This is a genomic window from Solimonas terrae (genome assembly GCF_011067135.1).
Lineage (GTDB): Bacteria > Pseudomonadota > Gammaproteobacteria > Nevskiales > Nevskiaceae > Solimonas > Solimonas terrae.
In genome coordinates this window covers 326,597-345,659 of sequence record NZ_JAAMOW010000002.1, presented here as the reverse complement: position 1 = coordinate 345,659, position 19,063 = coordinate 326,597, and the positions used below count along the sequence as shown (strand labels likewise).

Annotated in this window: 15 protein-coding genes; 6 read left to right on the top strand and 9 right to left on the bottom strand. The window is 63.7% G+C overall.

Annotated features, from left to right (window positions below):
• The first annotated feature begins 842 nt into the window (after positions 1–842).
• From G7Y85_RS05135 to G7Y85_RS05115, 5 genes are all read left to right on the top strand, one after another.
• Positions 843–1,187 carry an endonuclease domain-containing protein gene (locus tag G7Y85_RS05135; protein ID WP_166252807.1) on the top strand — a complete coding sequence of 115 codons (345 nt, stop codon included), beginning with the start codon at positions 843–845 and terminating at the stop codon, positions 1,185–1,187.
• Between the two features lie 1,550 nt (positions 1,188–2,737).
• Positions 2,738–5,701: a ribonucleoside-diphosphate reductase subunit alpha gene (locus G7Y85_RS05130; RefSeq protein ID WP_166252802.1), complete on the top strand. Its 2,964-nt coding sequence runs from the start codon at positions 2,738–2,740 to the stop codon at positions 5,699–5,701.
• A gap of 296 nt (positions 5,702–5,997) precedes the next feature.
• Positions 5,998–6,447, top strand: coding sequence for a DUF2214 family protein (locus G7Y85_RS05125; RefSeq protein WP_166252799.1), 450 nt, complete (start codon positions 5,998–6,000; stop codon positions 6,445–6,447).
• A gap of 65 nt (positions 6,448–6,512) precedes the next feature.
• Positions 6,513–7,664 (top strand): ribonucleotide-diphosphate reductase subunit beta, encoded by a 1,152-nt coding sequence (locus tag G7Y85_RS05120; protein ID WP_166252796.1) that lies wholly within the window; start codon positions 6,513–6,515, stop codon positions 7,662–7,664.
• A 10-nt stretch (positions 7,665–7,674) separates the two neighbouring features.
• Positions 7,675–9,999 carry a GGDEF domain-containing protein gene (locus G7Y85_RS05115; protein ID WP_166252793.1) on the top strand — a complete coding sequence of 775 codons (2,325 nt, stop codon included), beginning with the start codon at positions 7,675–7,677 and terminating at the stop codon, positions 9,997–9,999.
• A gap of 69 nt (positions 10,000–10,068) precedes the next feature.
• Here G7Y85_RS05115 and G7Y85_RS05110 read toward each other — a convergent pair whose 3' ends face one another.
• Both G7Y85_RS05110 and G7Y85_RS05105 read right to left on the bottom strand, forming a co-directional pair.
• The gene (locus G7Y85_RS05110) at positions 10,069–10,440 is read right to left on the bottom strand and encodes a HopJ type III effector protein (protein ID WP_166252791.1); all 372 of its coding nucleotides are present in this window, start codon (positions 10,438–10,440) and stop codon (positions 10,069–10,071) included.
• 192 nt (positions 10,441–10,632) lie between these two features.
• A complete protein-coding gene (locus G7Y85_RS05105; protein ID WP_166252788.1) occupies positions 10,633–10,989 on the bottom strand; it encodes a hypothetical protein in 357 nt (118 codons plus the stop codon).
• Positions 10,990–11,083: 94 nt separating this feature from the next.
• Here G7Y85_RS05105 and G7Y85_RS05100 point away from each other — a divergent pair, with 94 nt between their 5' ends.
• Positions 11,084–11,737, top strand: a complete 654-nt coding sequence (locus G7Y85_RS05100) for a TetR/AcrR family transcriptional regulator (protein WP_166252785.1) — start codon at positions 11,084–11,086, stop codon at positions 11,735–11,737.
• A 7-nt stretch (positions 11,738–11,744) separates the two neighbouring features.
• Here G7Y85_RS05100 and G7Y85_RS05095 read toward each other — a convergent pair whose 3' ends face one another.
• The 7 genes from G7Y85_RS05095 to G7Y85_RS05065 form a co-directional block, all read right to left on the bottom strand.
• Positions 11,745–12,101 (bottom strand): amidohydrolase family protein, encoded by a 357-nt coding sequence (locus tag G7Y85_RS05095; RefSeq protein WP_194241109.1) that lies wholly within the window; start codon positions 12,099–12,101, stop codon positions 11,745–11,747.
• On the bottom strand, positions 12,094–12,999 hold the full coding sequence (gene folD, locus G7Y85_RS05090) for a bifunctional methylenetetrahydrofolate dehydrogenase/methenyltetrahydrofolate cyclohydrolase FolD (RefSeq protein ID WP_166252782.1): 906 nt from the start codon (positions 12,997–12,999) through the stop codon (positions 12,094–12,096). Before folD ends, G7Y85_RS05095 begins: the two co-directional genes overlap by 8 nt.
• A gap of 31 nt (positions 13,000–13,030) precedes the next feature.
• Complete coding sequence (gene purU / locus G7Y85_RS05085) at positions 13,031–13,891, bottom strand: formyltetrahydrofolate deformylase (RefSeq protein WP_166252779.1); 861 nt, start codon at positions 13,889–13,891, stop codon at positions 13,031–13,033.
• An 82-nt stretch (positions 13,892–13,973) separates the two neighbouring features.
• Positions 13,974–14,537 (bottom strand): aminomethyltransferase family protein, encoded by a 564-nt coding sequence (locus tag G7Y85_RS05080; RefSeq protein WP_166252775.1) that lies wholly within the window; start codon positions 14,535–14,537, stop codon positions 13,974–13,976.
• 2 nt (positions 14,538–14,539) lie between these two features.
• The gene (locus tag G7Y85_RS05075) at positions 14,540–17,503 is read right to left on the bottom strand and encodes a sarcosine oxidase subunit alpha family protein (RefSeq protein WP_166252772.1); all 2,964 of its coding nucleotides are present in this window, start codon (positions 17,501–17,503) and stop codon (positions 14,540–14,542) included.
• Positions 17,500–17,787 carry a sarcosine oxidase subunit delta gene (locus G7Y85_RS05070; protein WP_166252769.1) on the bottom strand — a complete coding sequence of 96 codons (288 nt, stop codon included), beginning with the start codon at positions 17,785–17,787 and terminating at the stop codon, positions 17,500–17,502. Before G7Y85_RS05070 ends, G7Y85_RS05075 begins: the two co-directional genes overlap by 4 nt.
• Positions 17,787–19,028, bottom strand: a complete 1,242-nt coding sequence (locus tag G7Y85_RS05065; protein WP_166252766.1) for a sarcosine oxidase subunit beta family protein — start codon at positions 19,026–19,028, stop codon at positions 17,787–17,789. The genes G7Y85_RS05070 and G7Y85_RS05065 overlap by 1 nt, the downstream gene beginning before the upstream one ends.
• Positions 19,029–19,063 lie beyond the last annotated feature (35 nt).

The window sequence follows — 19,063 nt, the reverse complement described above, 5'->3', positions numbered from 1 at the left end:
GAGTGCATGCGTGTCCGCGCGCTGATCCCTTGATCGGGCACCCACCTCCCCCAAGCCCCTCCGCCCTGAAGGGCGGAGGGGAATCGGGCGCTTGCATGCGGACGCAAGCCGGAGTTCGAATCGCTGAGTGCATGCGTGTCCGCGCGCTGATTCCTCGATCGGGCACCCACCTCCCCCAGCCCCTCCGCCCTGAAGGGCGGAGGGGAATCGGGCGCTTGCACGCGGACGCAAGCCGGGGGCTCGCATCGTTGAGTGCCTGTGTGGCCATTGGCTGCTCGCCTGATCGGGCACCTGCCTTCCTCGGCGCCTTCGCGCTGAAGGGCGGAAGGGGGGTGGGCGCTTGCACGCAGACGCAAGCCCGGGGGCTCGCATCGCTGAGTGCATGCGTGTCCGCGCGCTGATCCCTCGATCGGGCACCCACCTCCCCCAGCCCCTCCGCCCTGAAGGGCGGAGGAGAATCGGGCGCTTGCATGCGGACGCAAGCCGGGGCTCGCATCGTTGAGTACCTGTGTGGCCATTGGCTGCTCGCCTGATCGGGCACCCACCTTCCTCGGCGCCTTCGCGCTGAAGGGCGGAAGGGGGGTGGGCGCTTGCACGCAGACGCGGACGCTTTGCGTTGCCTGCAGCGGTCGGGGTCTTTGACCCTGCGCTTCAACATTCGCCGCAGATGAAGGAAGTCGGGCGCAAGGCGCTGCGGTGCGCTGGCCCTCTCCTCCTCCGGAGGAGAGGGTTGGGTGAGGAGGTCGACCGGACGAAAGCCGCGGGTGCTGATCACATCACTGTGACTTGAATCCCGAACAACTGCACTCCGCCACGCGACAATCATCGCGGAGAACAGCGCAATGGCGATCAAACCCCGCACCCGGCGCGCCCGCGCCCTGCGTCGGAACATGACGCCCGCGGAGCAGCGGCTGTGGCTGGCGCTGCGCGCGGCGGAGCTGCCGTGGAAGCTGCGGCGCCAGCACCCGATCGGGCCGTATATCGTCGACTTCGCGATCCCTGCGCGCCATCTGGTCATCGAACTCGATGGCGGCCAGCACGCGCAGTGTCTGGACGCCGACAAAGCGCGGACGGCAGCGATCGGGCTGCGGGGATACCGGGTACTGCGTTTCTGGAACCACGACGTCCGCGAGAACCCGAGCGATGTCGTGGACGTGATCCTGCGAGAACTGGGGTTGGTCACCTGATCCGCACCCACCTCCCCCAACCCCTCCGCCCTGAAGGGCAGAGGGGAGCAGGGCGCAAGACCAAGCGAGATGTTCGCAACGCTTCCAGCAGAGCAGCGCCCACATCGAACTTCGACGGTATCGGACGATCGTCATTTTCGAGATGACGAAGTCGAAGCCTCGGGAGTCCACGTCCACCGCCCGCTGAAAGACGCGCAGCTCGGACACTAGTTGCGCACGCTGGCCTCGCACGCTTCCTTCCACCGAGCGGCACCCGGCACGCGACCGTGGCCCCATCCTGAGCGCTCTCCTTCCGTGTCGAACCCGCTCCTCCGACGGAGGAGCGGATTGGTGAGAAGGCGCAGTACTCGGAGCCCCTGTTCCTTCGGAAGCGGAAGAGCCAGGACGGTGGATCGCGGAGGCCACGTTCCGGACGCGGGATGCGGAATGCCGCTTGCCGCACGCCACATTCCGGACGCGGGATTCGGGTGCGGAACACTGGATGCTGGATGCCACACGCCACGTTCCGGCCATGAGATGCGGGATACGGGACGCTGGATGCCGGACGCGGGTTTCGGGGTCCGGAACACTGGCGCTGGATGCCACATTCCAGCCGCGAGATGAGGGATACGGGACGCTGGATGCCGGACGCGGGATTCGGGGTCCGGAACACTGGGCACTGGATGCCACATTCCAGCCGCGAGATGAGGGATACCGGACGCTGGATGCCACACGCGGGTTTCGGGGTCCGGAACACCGGGCGCTGGATGCCACATTCCAGCCGTGAGATGAGGGATACCGGACGCTGGATGCCACACGCGGGATTCGGGGTCCGGAACACTGGACGCTGGATGCCGCACGCCACATTCCGGACGCGGGATTCGGGTGTGGTACACCGAATGTCGAATGCCGGATGCCGGATGCCGGATGCCGGATGCCGGATGCCGGATGCCGGATGCCGGATGCCGGATGCCGGATGCCGGATGCCGGATGCCGGATGCCGGATGCCGGATGCCGGATGCCGGCAGGTTCGTCGCAATCCTCCTTCCGTCAAGCAGAACCCGGCAGGCAGCCGTGACACCGTGCCCGAGCCCTCTCCTCCCGTGGAGGAGAGGGTTGGGTGAGGAGGCGCGGCGTTGCCGCGTAGTCGGTCAAATGGCCCCGTTTCCGTGATCTATAAAGCGATACGGAAACTTTATCATTGAATTATGCACAATCTCCCCTGCCGGTGGAACGCGTGTGGAACCGGCATTTCGGGGCGCGGATCGTGGCTGCATCAGGATCGCGCACGGTGCTCGAATGGTGACGGAAGCTAAGTATCTGTTTCGTCGCGGCATTCGGGTATTTGTCCCACATTTGCCCACAGCTTGTGCACGCACCTTGCACCGCTTCAACACAAGCCCTTGGGGTCGCATGGAAATATAACCACAATATGTTGGAAAAATCGGTTGACGCTCAACGGAACGAAGCCTAGTCTTGGGAGACTGCCACCCGTCACCCCGCCATGGAAATAAAGCGGCCGGGACGCGTGACGCCAGATATCGAAATCAGCAGTCCAGGGGACGTCAAAAATGCTTACTCAAAACACCACGTCGTCGGCGGAATCGCGCCGCACCCCGCCGGAAACCCAGGTCAGCACCGCAGAAGTCGCGGCGACCGCTCCCGGCGGCATCAAGGTCATACGCCGCAACGGCAAGCTGACCAGCTTCGACGCGCAGAAGATCGCGGTCGCCGTCACCAAGGCGTTCCTCGCCGTCGAGGGCGGCGCGGCAGCGGCGTCGGCGGCCGTGCGTTCCAAGGTCGAGGCGATCACCGCGCAGGTCGAATCGGCGCTGACGCGCCACATGGTCGGCGGCGGCACCCTGCACATCGAAGACATCCAGGATCAGGTCGAACTGGCGCTGATGCGCGCCGGCGAGCACAAGGTCGCCCGCACCTACGTGCTGTACCGCGACGAACAGGCGCGCAAGCGTGCCGCCGAAGCGGCGAAGGCGCCGGCGGTCGTGCGCCCGGGCATCAACGTCAAGCTCGACGACGGCAGCGTCGTCGCCCTGGACGAAGCGCGCATGCGCCGTCTGGTGACGGAAGCCTGCGCCGGACTCAGCGGCACCGACATCGAGGAAGTGGTCGCTGCCGCGCTGCGCGATCTGTATGACGGCATTCCGGAAACCGAACTCAGCCAGGCGCTGACGCTGGCCGCGCGCGCGCGCATCGAGAAGGAGCCGAACTACACCTACGTTTCGGCGCGCCTGCTCTGCGACGCGATGCGCCACGAGGCCCTGAAGTTCCTCGGCCTGCCTGAAACCCGGCCGACCTTCGAGGAAATGAAGGCGGTCTACCCGGACTACTTCCGCGCCTACATCCACAAGGCCGTCGAACTCGAACTGCTGGACCCCAAGCTCGCGCTCTACGACCTCGACGCGCTCGGCCGCGCCCTGCTCGCCGATCGCGACGGCATGTTCGACTACCTCGGCCTGCAGACGCTGTACGACCGCTACTTCATCCACAGCAACAAGACGCGCTTCGAACTGCCGCAGGCGTTCTTCATGCGCGTGGCGATGGGACTGGCGATGAACGAGATCGACCGCGAAGCCCGCGCCATCGAGTTCTACACGCTGCTGTCGTCGTTCGACTTCATGAGCAGCACGCCGACGCTGTTCAACTCCGGCACGCTGCGTCCGCAGCTGTCGAGCTGCTACCTGACGCAGGTGCCGGATGATCTGCACGGCATCTTCGGCGCGATCCACGACAACGCCATGCTGTCGAAGTTTGCCGGCGGCCTCGGCAACGACTGGACGCCGGTGCGCGGCATGGGCGGCTACATCAAGGGCACCAACGGCAAGTCCAACGGCGTCGTGCCGTTCATGAAAGTCGCCAACGACACGGCCGTGGCCGTCAACCAGGGCGGCAAGCGCAAGGGCGCAGTCTGCGGCTATCTGGAAACCTGGCACCGCGACATCGAGGAATTCCTCGAACTGCGCAAGAACACCGGTGACGACCGCCGCCGCACGCACGACATGAACACGGCCAACTGGGTGCCGGACCTGTTCATGAAGCGCGTCATGGAAGACGGTCAGTGGACGCTGTTCAGCCCGGAAGAAACGCCGGACCTGCACGACCTGATCGGCCGCGCGTTCGAGGTGAAGTACACGGAGTACGAGCGCCTCGCCGACGAAGGCCGCATCAAGAACTTCAAGCGCATGCCGGCCACCAACCTGTGGCGCAAGATGCTGTCGATGCTGTTCGAAACCGGCCATCCGTGGGTCACGTTCAAGGACCCGTGCAACCTGCGTTCGCCGCAGCAGCATGTCGGCGTCGTGCACTCGTCGAACCTGTGCACCGAGATCACGCTGAACACCAAGGCCGACAAGGAAATCGCGGTCTGCAACCTCGGCTCGGTCAACCTGCCGCGCCACATCGGTGCCAACGGCCAGCTCGATCTCGCCAAGCTCGAGAAGACCGTCAACACCGCGATGCGCATGCTCGACAATGTCATCGAGTACAACTACTACTCGGTGAAGACCGCGCGTGACTCCAACATGCGCCACCGCCCGGTGGGCCTCGGCGTGATGGGCTTCAACGACGCGCTCTACAAGAAGCGCCTGCCGTACGAGTCCGAAGCCGCGATCCAGTTCGCCGACGAGTCGATGGAAGCGATCAGCTACTACACGATCAAGGCCTCGGCCCAGCTCGCCATCGAGCGCGGCGCGTATTCCAGCTTCAAGGGCTCGCTCTGGGATCAGGGCATCCTGCCGATCGACTCGATCAAGCTGCTCGCCGACAATCGCGGCCAGTATCTGCAGCAGGACGCCTCGCAGTCCGGTCGCTTCGACTGGGCCGCGCTGCGCACGCAGATCCAGACCACCGGCATCCGCAACAGCAACACCATGGCGATCGCGCCGACCGCGACCATCGCCAACATCACCGGCGTGTCGCAGTCGATCGAGCCGACGTACCAGAACCTCTACGTCAAATCGAACCTGTCCGGCGAGTTCACCGTCGTCAACGAATACCTCGTCAACGACCTCAAGGCCCTCGGTCTCTGGGACGAGGTGATGGCGCATGACCTCAAATACTTCGACGGCAGCGTGCAGCAGATCGACCGCATCCCGGCCGAGCTGAAGGACATCTACAAGTGCGCCTTCGAAATCGATGCCAAGCGTCTGGTCGACGCCGGCTCGCGCCGCCAGAAGTGGATCGACCAGGCACAGTCGCTGAACCTGTACATGGCGCAGCCGTCGGGCAAGAAGCTTGATGAACTGTACAAGCACGCCTGGCTGTCCGGCCTGAAGACCACGTACTACCTGCGCACCATGGGCGCCACCCACGCCGAGAAGACGACGATCCAGGACAACCGCCTGAACGCCGTCGGCAACGCAGGCGCCGGCAAGGCGGGCGGCGCGTCGGCGAAGGCCGCCGCCAAGCCCGCGGTCCCGGTGGCCGCCGAGCCGATCATCCTGCCGACGCTGGAAGCCGGCAGCGGCAGCGCCAAGGTCTGCTCGATCCTCGATCCGGACTGCGAGGCCTGCCAGTAAGCCATGCGCCAGCCGGCTGCCCTGTCGACCGTCGTTCATGGCGAAAGCCGTGTCCCTCATGCCGTTCGTGGCGAGTGCCGCGACAGCGGTGTATCGAGCCACGCGCATGCCCCTCGATACACCGCGCGTTGCGCGGCACTCGGGGCGAACGGTTTGAGAGATGCGGCACTCGCCATGAACGGAATGAACGGGCAGCCGGCTCGTCGCTTTGACCCGTTCGTCCCGAGTGCCGCGTGCAGCGCGGTGTATCGAGGGATCACGCCGGCTGGTCTGCACTCGCAATAGGGAATCCCCTCATGCTCAGCACCGTCATCCTGCCCTGGGTTCATTACGTCGCCGTCCTGCTGATGGTCGGCGCGCTGATGGCGCAGATGTATCTGCTGAAGCTGAGCGGGGTTCCCGATGCCGTGCGCAGCATCGCCCGCGTCGACCGCATCTACGGCATCGCCGCGCTGGTGGTCTTCGTCACCGGCATGCTGCGCGTCTGGCACGGCGGCAAAGGCCCGGACTACTACTTCCACAACGGCGCGTTCCACGGCGTCATCGGCCTGTTCATTCTCGCCGCGCTGATCTCGGTGGTACCGACGCTGCGCTTCATCCGCTGGCGCAAGGCCGTCGACGCCGGCGCGCTGCCGGCCGAAGGCGAAGCCCGCAAGACCCGCATCCTGATGCACGTGCAGCTCACGCTGATCGTCATCATCACGCTGCTCATCACGATGGTCGCGCACGGCTACGGCGTGCACTGACCTCACACATTCACGAATACAGAGCCGCCGCGAAACGGCGACCGACATAGAAGAGGGACGACATCATGCTGAACTGGGACGACACTCCGAGCACCGCGACGCAGACGCCGGCGATCACGCCGAAGGCGCGGCCTCACCATCTCGCCGCCGAAGCGGTCGCAGCCGGCGCCACCGGCCTCGAAGACCTGGAGATGGGCGCCAGCCGCATCCGCGTCGACGACAAGAAGATCATCAACTGCCACGCCGACCTCAACCAGCTCGTCCCGTTCAAGTACAAGTGGGCCTGGGACAAGTACCTGTCGGCCTGCAACAACCACTGGATGCCGCAGGAAATCGGCATGTCCGCCGACATCGCCATGTGGCAGGACCCGCAGGGCCTGACCGAAGACGAGCGCATGATCATCAAGCGTTCGCTCGGCTTCTTCAGCACCGCGGACTCGCTGGTCGCCAACAACCTCGTGCTGGCGGTCTACCGCCACATCACCAATCCGGAATGCCGCCAGTACATCCTGCGCCAGGCCTTCGAGGAAGCGATCCACACGCACGCCTACCAGTACTGCATCGAAAGCCTCGGCCTCGACGAAGCCGAAGTCTTCAACATGTACCGCGAAGTGCCGAGCATCCACGACAAGGCCGCGTGGGCCCTGCCGTACACGCAGTCACTGGGCGATCCGAACTTCAACACCGGCACCACCGAAGACGATCAGCGCCTGCTGCGCGACATGATCGCCTTCTACGTCGTCTTCGAAGGCATCTTCTTCTACGTCGGCTTCGTGCAGCTGCTCAGCTTCGGCCGCCGCAACAAGATGGTCGGCGTCTCCGAGCAGATCCAGTACATCATGCGCGACGAAGCCATGCACATGAATTTCGGGATTGATGTCATCAACCAGATCAAGATCGAAAACCCGCACCTGTGGACCGCCGAGTTCCAGCAGCAGGCGCTGGACATGATCAAGGAAGCGACCGAGCTGGAAATCCGCTACGCGCACGACACCATGCCGCGCGGCGTGCTCGGCCTGAACGCCAACATGTTCAACGAGTACATGAAGTTCATCGCCAACCGCCGCTGCGAACAGATCGGCCTCAAGGCCCTCTACCCGCGCGCCGAAAACCCGTTCCCGTGGATGAGCGAAGTCCTCGACCTCAAGAAGGAAAAGAACTTCTTCGAGACGCGTGTGACGGAGTATCAGACGGGCGGGGCTTTGAGCTGGGATTGAGGCATAGCCAATGCTTGAGGGTCGATTTCAAAGCTTTTTTGAAGAAGTAATAGATCGACGTCCTGAGTTCGATACCCTGCTGGCAGGGCGAACGATTTATAAAAAGTATCACAATGAGTGGTTTACCGCTACGAATGTGCCCGTCCTGGACACCACACTCCGTAGTCGTTTGGAGCAATCACTAATTCACGGTGAGCCTTGGCGAGCGCGGCGTTCTTCCGAAGTATTTTTCGCAGTACCGTCGCTATCAGCTATTGTCTTGGCACTCTTTCACTCACGGCCAAGAAGAGCTACATACGATAAAGTCCAAATAATACTTGAGGACTGTTTACGAATCAGTGATTACAGATTTAACGCCACGCACCACAGCAAAACAGGCCTTCCGAATCAATTAGAACTCGAATCAAGGCTGAACAAATTTTTGACCGCAGGAACGGCCGATTCGGGAGATATGGTCCTTGCGGGAACAAACCAAACTCAGCTGTCAGAGGTTCACATTTTCGCCCTAGATGTAGATCATTTTAAACAGTGCAACGACTCGTATGGCCATCAATTTGGGGACTTGGTTTTACAAACCATAGGACGCCGCCTCAAAACATTCGAAGGAACGTTACGCGAGCTATTCCCTAGCATACAAGAGTCGTTTGTGGCACACCCTCATGGGGAAGAGTTCTTTTTGGTTATTTCTGGCCAACTGCCTAAAGCAGACCTTTCAGAGATCGGAAATCGAATTAGGAAGGTCATTAAAGATACGCCAACACCGACTGATTCTGAATGGGTGTCTGTTCCGGAAATAACGCGTGATATCTCCCTTCCTCCCATTACCGAACGACAAACGACAGTAAGCGTCGGCATCGCGAGCACGGCCACTCGGATAATGCCGGTTGGTGACTTAGAAGACCGCGCCGAAGTATCTCGCCTACTCGAACACGCTGATAGTGCTCTTTATCGCGCCAAGGCCGGCGGGCGAGACACTGTGCGTCACTACTCTGACATCCTAACGCATTGTGGGGCCGTAATTGAACATCATGCCGAGACTGACATAGTTGTCGTTGACATCGGAACCTTAGTCGGCGTGCAGGTCGGCCAAGAGTTCAAAGTATATCATCCAGATTTCGTCGGAACTAAACCATTCTACGTCAGCGACGGCCGTTCACGCAGAAAGCTTGGAAGCTACCCCAGACTCTCGTGCGGGCACATTGAGGTTATCGAGGCCCAACGAGACCTTTCGTTCTGTAGAACTATCGCTAAAGTCGGAGCTGCGCCATTTGCTGTTGGCTCAACGCTTGAAGCGGTTCCATTAGGGTCAATCGCTCACCTCCTCAATAACTCGCCTAGTGCGAGCTTGGAACACCAAGGGGACATTTTAAAACCGGAGGAACTACAAGCTTATGTAGATTCCATATGCCAAGAAATTCTGGGAGACGGCGCTGCAGCCTGCGTATTTGCAATCGAAGCTCCGGATGTCGTGCTAAAAGATCGCGGTTCCGCCTTCGTCAATTCATCCTTAGCTAAACTCTATACATCGATCACCGAACTATTTTTGCCTCTCGCAAAAATAAGAATTGGTCAAATTGATCAGACCTCTATTGCTGCGGTATGGTCTAGCCATCCTCCTGTCGAGACGGAGACGGCGGCAAGAAAAGTTGTACAGCACTGCGAAACTTCGCTAGGAGGAAAAATACGGTTCTGTGTTGGCATATACGATCCATCGATCGAGCGGAAAGCTATTTCAGGAGACAACAGCAACTTAGATCCCAGTAAGGCACTAGCATTTGCGATGTACGCTGCCAGTAGCGATGGACGAAGTAATTCATCGGTGCAGGTATTCTCGCCGCTAGTTGCATCTCGCATACTCGCCGGGGCGCGGACTAGGAAGAAATATGACCAAGCGCTTAAAGACTATGCTGATTTTCAGACGGCTGGGGTCCGCTACTGCTTTGTAGAGAATACCGCCGGCCTATGTGCACTAGAGGGGCGACAACGAGATGTATCGTTTGCACGAGAAAGGTTCGCCACAGCCAAAAAACTAAAAAATGACGACGCCATTTTCAGCGCAAATCTGGGCCTAACGGAATACATGCTAGGCAATTTCGAAGCAGCACATCTTGCTTTTGGGGGCACGAAGCAAGCACAACCGCAGGCTGAACTCTCCGAGGTGTACCGGCCAGCTCGTGCTCTCGCTGCATATGAGAGCTATAAACTGACAGGCACCCCAAGCAAGGAATTTGTGAAAGCTGTGTTCTCAAAAATTGGCCAAGGCGAACGATATCACTTCGTTTCGCCATCTGCGATCGAGGCAGCGCAAAGCGACATCGCAACTTGGGTTTCTTGAAATCCAGTAGAAACTTGGGAAGAAAGGGAAAAGAGGGCGGAGTAAATATTCCGAACATTCTGTTGGAGCTTACTTCGACTGCGGTTTCTTCAACCCCGGGCGACTCTGCAGCGCTCGCCCCTCAAACACCACCCCACCCCAACCCGTCCGCATGAAGTTGCGAATGTTCTGGTGGTCGCTGCCGTCCGGATTCTTCAGCACGTCTTCACGATAGAAGCGCCCGAAGCACGCCAGCGTTTCGGCTTCACTCAATCCCCGCAGCCTGGCGAACGACAGCAGCTTGCAGGAGCCGGCGTTCTGACCGGCTTCGTTGTGGACCTCACCATTGCGGAACGCGGTTGGCGTGTAGTCGTAGGCGCCGTCGATCGTGGCGATCGTGTCGGCGAATTCGATCTCGTCCGGGGTTTCGCGCAGGCGTTTCAGGAAGGCATCGACCGACATCGCAGGCTCCGGTTGCGGGGTGCGAAGTTTAGCGGGGCCGTGCGGCGAGCACGGCGCCCTGTCCGGATGGAGCACGGGGAACGGGGTGCCGCTCACCGGCACCCTTCATTATTCCGTCCGCACATTTCGACTCGCGCCGAACAACCGACACCGATGATCGACGATGCGCTGCCGGGCGCGCGATGCGGCGGACTAGCTGAATCGCGTATCCACGGTCGCGACCTGGCTGGCGGCGGCGAAGGCTTCGCTGATGTGCATGTAGACGTTTGGGTTGCCGGAGAAAGTCAGTGGAAACGGGCCAGCCTGACCGGTCTTGCTCAGGCGCGTGAAGTCGACGAAAGCGTCGTACTTGCCGCGAAACAGCAGGTCGGGATCGACGTCCGGCTTGTCGAGACCGAAGCGCACGCCCGTGGCCGGGTCGAAGGCCATCGTCCACCAGACGGTGTCGGCGCCGCGTTCGAGCTCGTAGCCGACGATGCAGGTTTTCGTGAAATGACCGGTGACGCGGCGTCGGCACGACCGGCGACCGCGGGCATCAGGGCGGTGCATGAGGCGACGACCGCGGCGCGACTCGCGGCAGCGCGCATGCCGGATCGCGTTTGCGCTGTATAATACAGTTCTGAATACCACGATCGCGGACGCCATGGCCACCAAACGCCTCACTTCCACCAGCCGCCAGAAGCGCAAGCTGACCATCCCCTCGCCCGGTCGCAAGGGCAATATCAAGGTCACGCTCGAAGGCTGGCTCAACGCCGCCAAGGTGATCCTGATCGAGGAAGGCATCGGTGCGGTCAAGGCGGATCGCCTGGCCAAGCGCCTGAACGTGACGCGTGGCGGCTTCTACCACCACTTCAAGAGCCATCACAGCATGCTGGAACTGCTGCTCAAGGACTGGCAGCAGACCAATCGCTTCGTGCCGGCATCGCTGGACACCTCGACCATCGCGTCGACGCTGAAGAGTTTCCGCGAGATGACCAGCAACCTGGTCCACGAATCCGGCTTCGACCCACAGTACGACATGGCGATTCGCGAGTGGGCGCGCATCTCGGAACCGGTCGCCAGGGTCGTTCACGCCGTCGACGAAGAGCGCATCGAGGCCATCCGTCGCCTGTACGCCGGCTTCGGCTACAAACCCAAGGACGCCATCATCCGCGCACGCGTCATGTACTGGCACCAGATCGGCTATTACTCGATCGGCGTCGAGGAAGCCTTGAGCGATCGCGAAAGCAATCTCGACACCTATCTCGAAGTGCTCGGCGGCGAGAAGTACCTCGCCGCATTGCGCACGACGAAGTAGCGTTCGCTCAGGCCGCCGGCGGCTGCTTGACGAACTCGCCGGCGCGCATGATGTGCGTCAGGTGCGCACCGTTGGCAGCGAGCAGGCCGATGTCGTCGAGCGGATTGCCGTCGACAACGAGCAGATCGGCCAGCGCACCCGGCTTGATCACGCCGAGCCTGTCCCGCATCTGCAGGATTTCCGCGTTCACCGAGGTCGCGGAAATCAGGATGTCGGCCGCCGACAGCACCTGACGACGCACCGTGAACTCGATGCCCACGGCCCGGTGATCATGTCGTCCGACCCGGCGCCATCGCGCCGCGCAGCGTTGACGAGATAGCGGCCGAGATCGCCGGCCAAGACAGCTCCTGTCGGTTTCACGCAACGGAATGCAGCAGCGGACCCGGTTCGACCGCGGTGGACGGAAACGCCGACTGATGCAGCTCCATCGCCTGCAGCGTGTTGCGCATCAGCATCGCCACCGTCATCGGCCCCACGCCGCCCGGCACCGGCGTGATCAGCGCGGCGCGCTCGCTGGCGGCGGCGAAGTCGACGTCGCCACGCAGTTTGCCGTCCGCACCGCGATTGATGCCGACGTCGATGACCGTGGCGCCGGGACGTACCCACTCGCCCTTGACGAGGCCGGGCTTGCCGACCGCGACGACGAGGATTTCGCCGGCCGCGACATCACCGGCCAGATCGGCGGTGAAGCGATGCGTCACCGTGACGATGGCGCCGGCCAGCAGCAGTTCCATCGCCATCGGCCGGCCGACGATATTGGACGCGCCGACGACCACGGCGCGTCGGCCATGGAAGGTTTCGCCGGACCGCCGCAGCATTTCGATCACGCCGAGCGGCGTGCAGGGCCGCAGGCGCGGGATGCGCTGCATCAGGCGCCCGACATTGAACGGATGAAAGCCGTCGACATCCTTGTCCGGATGGATGCGTTCGATCACCGCCGTCGCATCGAGCGCAGCCGGCAGCGGCAGCTGCACGAGGATGCCGTCGACCGTGTCGTCGTCGTTCAGCGCATCGACCAGCGCCAGCAGTTGCGCCTGCGTCGTGGTCGCCGGCAGATGATGCGGCAACGGCCGGATGCCGACGCGCTCGCAGGCGATGATCTTGTTGCGCACATAGACCGCCGACGCCGCGTCGTCGCCGACGATCACGGTTGCCAGACACGGCCGCCGCAGACCGCCGGCGACGCGCTGTCCGATGCGGGCCGAGACGCCCGCCTGCACCTCGGCGGCGATCGCCTTGCCGTCCAGCAGGCGCGCGCTCATCGCGATGGCTCCGCTTGCACTCGGCGTTCGTTCATTGAAAGACGATGGTCTTGCCGGCGTTGAGGATGACGCGATGCTCGACATGCCAGCGCACCGCGCGTGCCAGCACGCGCGCTTCGACCTCGCGGCCGAGATTGGTCATCTCGTCGGCATTCATCGCGTGATTCACGCGCACCACGTCCTGTTCGATGATCGGACCTTCGTCGAGATCGCTGGTCACGTAGTGCGCGGTGGCACCGACCAGTTTCACGCCGCGCTCGTAGGCGCGCTTGTACGGGCTGGCGCCCTTGAAGCTGGGCAGGAACGAGTGATGGATGTTGATGCAGCGGCCGTCGAGCTGCCGGCACAGGTTTTCCGACAGCACCTGCATGTAGCGCGCGAGCACGACCAGGTCGGTCTGCGTCGATTCGACGAGTTCGAGGATTTTCGCTTCCTGCGCCGCCTTGGTGTCCGGGGTGACCGGCAGATGGTGAAACGGCAGCCCGTACCACTGCGTCAGGCTGCGGAAGTCCTCGTGGTTGGAGACCACGCCGACGATGTCGGTATGCAGCAGACCGGTACGCCAGCGATGCAGCAGATCGTTGAGGCAGTGCCCGTACTTCGACACCAGGATCAGACTGCGCAGCTTGCGCTGCCACGGGCGCAGGCTCCAGCGCAGATCGAGCTGGCCGGCGACCGTCGCGATCGCCTCCGACAGCGCGCTTTCGCTGGTCGAAACCGGCGCCGAAAGATGCATGCGCACGAAGAAGGTCCTGCTGGCGTCGTCGCCGAACTGCTGCGCATCGCGAATGTCGCAGCCGGCCTTGAACACGCAGGCGGTCACTGCCGCGAGGATGCCCGGCCGGTCCGGGCTCAGAAAGGTCAGGACGAGGTCGTGGTGATCAGCACTCATTGCAGGGCTCGGGTTCGAACGGTCCATTACTATTCATATCTGTATGTTATTGGCCACGACGCGGCGCCTGCCGGGCATCTGCCTAGGCTTGCGTCGACAGGGTTGCGGCGTCCGTCAGCCAGTCCGCGCACGCCGATGCGAGACTGACATCGACCAGCAGGCGGAAGTCCTGCACGCCCAGACACTGCAGCAGCACCGGATAGCTTTCCGCGAACAGCGTGCGCACGAAGCCCCCCGGCGCCGGGCAGACACTGGTCGACGAACCCAGGATGCGCGTCGCCGCCGTGCCGCCGATGCGGAACGAAGCGAGGCGCGCCGACAGGTCCGTCACCAGACTGCCGGCGACCGCCGATGGCAGCGCGTCGTCCGGCCCGCCGATCAGCAGCCAGGCGCGCGGCTCGTAACGCGCCGCCTCGCGCCCCGCGCTGGCGAGATAGCTGTTCGGCGCCTGCGTGGCCGACAACTGCAGGCGCTCGGCGACCGCTGCCAGCTCGACCTGTCTGGAGAAGCGCACGCTGATCAGCCGCAGGAACGGCTCCTCGACGATGCGTACATGCGCGGCATCGACGAAGGTTCTTGCCGTGGCGCCCGGCTGCGTGCCGAACGGCGATTGCGGTACCGGAAAAACGGCCTGTTGATCGCTCATGTTCACATCCTCAGGCGCGCGCCGTCGGCGTCGTAGAACGCCATGCTGGTGATCGTCGCATCGATGCAGCGGCCGTCGTCGAAGATCTTCACGCGCTGGCCGAGCCGTTCCAGCCCGCGCTCGACCAGGCCCATCGCCACCGGCTTGTTCAGCGTCGGGCTGTACACCGACGAAGTGACCCAGCCCTGCGAACGCACCGGCGCCTTCACGAAATCCTCGCCGACGATGTGCGCGCCGCAAGGCAGCAGCGTGCGACCGTCGACCGGCAACAGGCCGACCAGTTGCCGGCGATCCTGGCGCAACGCGTCCGGCGTCATCGTCGAACGACGGCCGACGAAGTCTTCCTTCTTCTTGTCGATGATCGCGGCGAAGCCGACATCCTGCGGCAGCGTCAGGCCGTCGGTATCGGACCCGACGTGCAGAAAGCCCTTTTCGACACGCATCAGCAGCAGCGATTCGAGGCCGAACGGCTGGATGCCGAGGTCCGCGCCGAGGCCGAGCAGCCGATCCCACAGCGCGCGCCCGCAATTCCAGGGCACGCTGATCTCGAAACTCAGCTCGCCGGTGAAGCTCACGCGCGAGATGCGCAACGGCACCTTGCCGAGCAGGCCTTCGCGCGCCGTCATGTGCGGAAACGCGTCGGCGGACAGATCGATGCCCGTACCCAGACGCATCAGCAGCTCGCGCGCCCGCGGTCCGGCGAGCATCAGCGTCGACCATTGCGTGGTGATCGATTCGACCGTGACGTCGAGTCCGGTCCACTCACACTGCAGCCATTCCTCCAGCCAGTCGACGATGCGATCGGCCTGCCCGCTGGTGGTGCCGACGACGAACGAATCCTCGCTCCAGCGCACGAGCACGCCGTCATCCTTGACGATGCCGTCCTCGCCGAGCATCAGGCCGTAGCGGCAGGCGCCGACTTTCAGCGTCTGCACGTTGTTGACGTACATGCGCTGCAGGAAGGTCGCGGCGTCCGGCCCGGACACCAGAATCTTGCCGAGCGGCGAATAGTCGAGCAGGCCGACCGCCGAGCGCACGGCGTGCACCTCGCGCGCGATCGTCACCGTCTCCGACTCGCCGGCGCGCGGATAGTGCGAGGGCCGCAGCCAGGCGCCGTAGTCCTCGACATGCGCGCCGAGCGCGAGCTGCGCGTCGTGCGTCGGCAGACGCCGCAGCGGCCGGTAGTGCGCACCGACATTGCGGCCGGCGATCGCGCCGAAGCTGACCGGATTGAACGGTGGCCGGAAACGCGTGGTGCCGACTTCACCGGGCGCCTTGCCGATGACGCCACCGAGGATGCCGATCGCATTGACGTTCGAGGTCTTGCCCTGGTCGGTCATCATGCCGGTCGTGGTGTAGCGCTTGAACAGCTCCACGGAAATGAAATTCTCGCGCGCGGCGAGGCGCAGATCGGATTCGGTCGAGTCGCTGGCGAGATCGACCCAGGACTTCGACACCGCGCGACCCAGCGGCGTGACGTCGACCGACCAGAAGCTCTGTCCGCTGGCGCCCTCGCCCACCGGCGCCACGCTGCCGCTGCGGCCGGCAGCGGCTTCAGCGCCGGCGACGCGTGCCGACGCGACCGCATCCGCACGTTGCGCGATGCCGGCGGCGGCCCCCACCATGAATCCCGGCTGCGCATAGCGGGCCGGAACAAAGGCCTTCTGCGCGTCGTCGTAACGCAGGCTGCCACCGGACTGCGAGAACAGATGCACGGTCGGGTTCCAGCCACCGGACACCAGCAGCGAGTCGGCGGACACGCGCCGCGCGCTGCCCGGTCTAACGCGGCCCTGTGCGTCGACCTCGTGGAGTTCAACCGCGTGCAGGCTCTTGCTGCCACGCGTGTCGGTCGGTGACAGACCGCCGGCGACCTCGATGCCGAGCGCACGCGCCTGCGCGGCGAGCGTGCTGTCGGCGATCGTCCGGGTATCGGCAATCAACGCGATGTCGGCACCCGCCTGCTTGAGCTCGATCGCGACCTCGTAGGCGCTGTCGTTGTTGGTGGCGACGACAATGCGCCGGCCCGGCAGCACCGCATGGCGATGCAGGTACTGGCGCGCCGCGCCTGCCAGCATCACGCCGGGCCGGTCGTTGTTCGGAAACACCAGCGGTCGTTCCAGCGCGCCGGTCGCCATGACGATGCGCTTGCCGCGAATCTTCCAGAGCCGCTGGCGCGCGCCGTGCGCGGACCCCGGCAGCAGCTCGTTGGCGAGCAGGTGGTTGTGGTCGTAGTAGCCGAACGCCGTGGTCCGCGTCATCAGCTGCACGTTCGGCAGCGCGCCCAGCGCCTGCAGCTGCGCGTCTTTCCACTGCGCCGCCGCAAGCCCCTCGATCGCGCCGGCTTCGTACAGCAACGAGCCGCCCAGGTCCGGCTTGTCGTCGAGCAGAATCACGGACGCACCGGCCCGCGCTGCCGCCAGTGCGGCGGCGATCCCGCTGGGGCCGGCGCCGACGACGATCACATCGGCGCCGGCAAAGCGCTTTTCGTAGACGTCCGGGTCGGCAACGCGCGGCGCGACACCGAGGCCGGCACCGTGGCGGATCGCCGGCTCCCACAGGTGCCAGCTCGGCGCCATGAAAGTCTTGTAGTAGAAGCCGGCCGGCCAGAACGGCTTGAACAGCCGGAAGAACGAGAACAGGTCGAAACGCGCGCTCGGCCAGCAATTGACCGCGCGTGCCTGCAGGCCTTCGCTCAGTTCGATCTGCGTGGCGCGCAGGTTCGGCTCGGTGCGCGACGCGCGCCCGAGTTGCACGATGCTGTTGGCTTCCTCGAAGCCGGCCGCCATCGTCCCGCGCGGACGGTGGTACTTGAAGCTGCGGCCGGTGACGCGCACGCCGTTGGCGATCAGTGCCGAGGCCAGCGTGTCGCCGGCGTAGCCGATGTAGGCACGACCATCGAATTCGAAGCGCAGCGGCTGGCTGCGATCGATGCGACCTCCTTCGGGCAGACGCAGGGGCTGGCTCATGACGACTCCCCGATCACCGGCGCCGCCTCGCCCATCGCGTAGACCGCGCGAATTTCGTGCGTGACGGTGCTGCGCGCCAGGTTGAACCACTGCCGGCAACCACCGGCATGCAGCCAGCGCTCGAAGTGCCAGCCTTTGGGGTTGTCGCGCGTATACAGGTACGCGCCCCAGTCGGCATCACTGACCGCGGTGTGCGGACCGGGCCGCTGGATGTGGCTCTGGCCGCCGCAACGGAATTCGGTCTCGTCGCGCGGGCCGCAAAAAGGACAGGAGATCAGCAGCATCAGTGGGCAATCCCGGCTGCGGCCGCTTCATCGATCAGCGCACCGTTCTGGAAACGTTCGAGGGCAAAGGGTTTGATCAGCGGATGGACATCGCCGGTCGCCAGCGTATGCGCCATGGTCCAGCCGCCGGCCGGAATCGCCTTGAAGCCGCCGGTGCCGAATCCGCAGTTCAGATAGAGGTTGTCGACCGGACTCGGCCCGAGGATCGGCGAGGAGTCGCGAACCACATCGACGATGCCGGCCCACTGGCGCATCAGACGCAGACGCGAGAACGCGGGAAACATCTCGAGCATGCCGGCGACGACGTTTTCGACCGTATGGAAATTGCCGCGCTGCGCGTACGACGGATACAGGTCGAGCGCGCCGCCGATCACCAGCTCGCCCTTGTCGGTCTGGCTCAGATAGACGCCGGTGGCCGGCGACAGCACGACGGTGTCGAACACCGGCTTGACCGGTTCGGACACGAAAGCCTGCAAGGCGTAGCTGGTGATCGGCAGTTGCAGCCCGGCTTTCGCGGCGATCTGGCTGGTGTGCCCGGCTACGGCAAGGCAGACCTTGTCCGCACCGATGTTGCCGCGGCTCGTCGACACGCCGCCGACATGGCCGTCGCCACCGAGGAAGCCGGTGACTTCACAGTTCTGGATGATGTCGACGCCGAGATCGGACGCCGCGCGGGCGTAGCCCCAGGCGACCGCATCGTGTCGCGCCGAACCGGCGCGTGGCTGATCGAGACCGGCACGCACCGGGAAGCGCCCGGCGCGGTTGTAGAGCGGCATGCGCTCGAACACCTCGTCCGGTTCCAGCCACTCGCAATCGACCCCGTTCAGCGACATCGCGTTGAACGAACGGCGCAGCGTTTCCTCGTCGTGCCGCGAATGCGCGAGCGTGATCATGCCGCGCTGCGAGAACATGATGTTGTAGTTCAGCTCGCGGCTGAGCTTCTCGTACAGCTGCACCGAGAACTCGTAGAACGCCGAAGACTCGGGCAGGAAATAGTTCGAGCGCACGATGGTCGTGTTGCGGCCGGTGTTGCCGCCGCCGATCCAGGCCTTTTCCAGCACCGCGACGCGCTTCACGCCGTGATGCTTCGCCAGGTAGTAGGCCGTCGCCAGACCGTGGCCGCCGCCGCCGACGATCACCACGTCGTAGTGCGGCTGCGGCTGGGCGTCCCGCCACATGGGTTGCCACTGCCGATGGCCGGTCAGGGCATTGCGAGCAAGGGTGAGGGCCGAATAGCGCATGGGATCCGTTCTGAGCGTCTGAACAAACCGTATCA

Coding starts and splice junctions, on each gene's coding strand:
- G7Y85_RS05135 (WP_166252807.1), top strand. CDS start 843: ATGGCGATCAAACCCCGCACCCGGCGCGCCCGCGCCCTGCGTCGGAAC.
- G7Y85_RS05130 (WP_166252802.1), top strand. CDS start 2,738: ATGCTTACTCAAAACACCACGTCGTCGGCGGAATCGCGCCGCACCCCG.
- G7Y85_RS05125 (WP_166252799.1), top strand. CDS start 5,998: ATGCTCAGCACCGTCATCCTGCCCTGGGTTCATTACGTCGCCGTCCTG.
- G7Y85_RS05120 (WP_166252796.1), top strand. CDS start 6,513: ATGCTGAACTGGGACGACACTCCGAGCACCGCGACGCAGACGCCGGCG.
- G7Y85_RS05115 (WP_166252793.1), top strand. CDS start 7,675: ATGCTTGAGGGTCGATTTCAAAGCTTTTTTGAAGAAGTAATAGATCGA.
- G7Y85_RS05110 (WP_166252791.1), bottom strand. CDS start 10,440: ATGTCGGTCGATGCCTTCCTGAAACGCCTGCGCGAAACCCCGGACGAG.
- G7Y85_RS05105 (WP_166252788.1), bottom strand. CDS start 10,989: ATGCACCGCCCTGATGCCCGCGGTCGCCGGTCGTGCCGACGCCGCGTC.
- G7Y85_RS05100 (WP_166252785.1), top strand. CDS start 11,084: ATGGCCACCAAACGCCTCACTTCCACCAGCCGCCAGAAGCGCAAGCTG.
- folD (WP_166252782.1), bottom strand. CDS start 12,999: ATGAGCGCGCGCCTGCTGGACGGCAAGGCGATCGCCGCCGAGGTGCAG.
- purU (WP_166252779.1), bottom strand. CDS start 13,891: ATGAGTGCTGATCACCACGACCTCGTCCTGACCTTTCTGAGCCCGGAC.
- G7Y85_RS05080 (WP_166252775.1), bottom strand. CDS start 14,537: ATGAGCGATCAACAGGCCGTTTTTCCGGTACCGCAATCGCCGTTCGGC.
- G7Y85_RS05075 (WP_166252772.1), bottom strand. CDS start 17,503: ATGAGCCAGCCCCTGCGTCTGCCCGAAGGAGGTCGCATCGATCGCAGC.
- G7Y85_RS05070 (WP_166252769.1), bottom strand. CDS start 17,787: ATGCTGCTGATCTCCTGTCCTTTTTGCGGCCCGCGCGACGAGACCGAA.
- G7Y85_RS05065 (WP_166252766.1), bottom strand. CDS start 19,028: ATGCGCTATTCGGCCCTCACCCTTGCTCGCAATGCCCTGACCGGCCAT.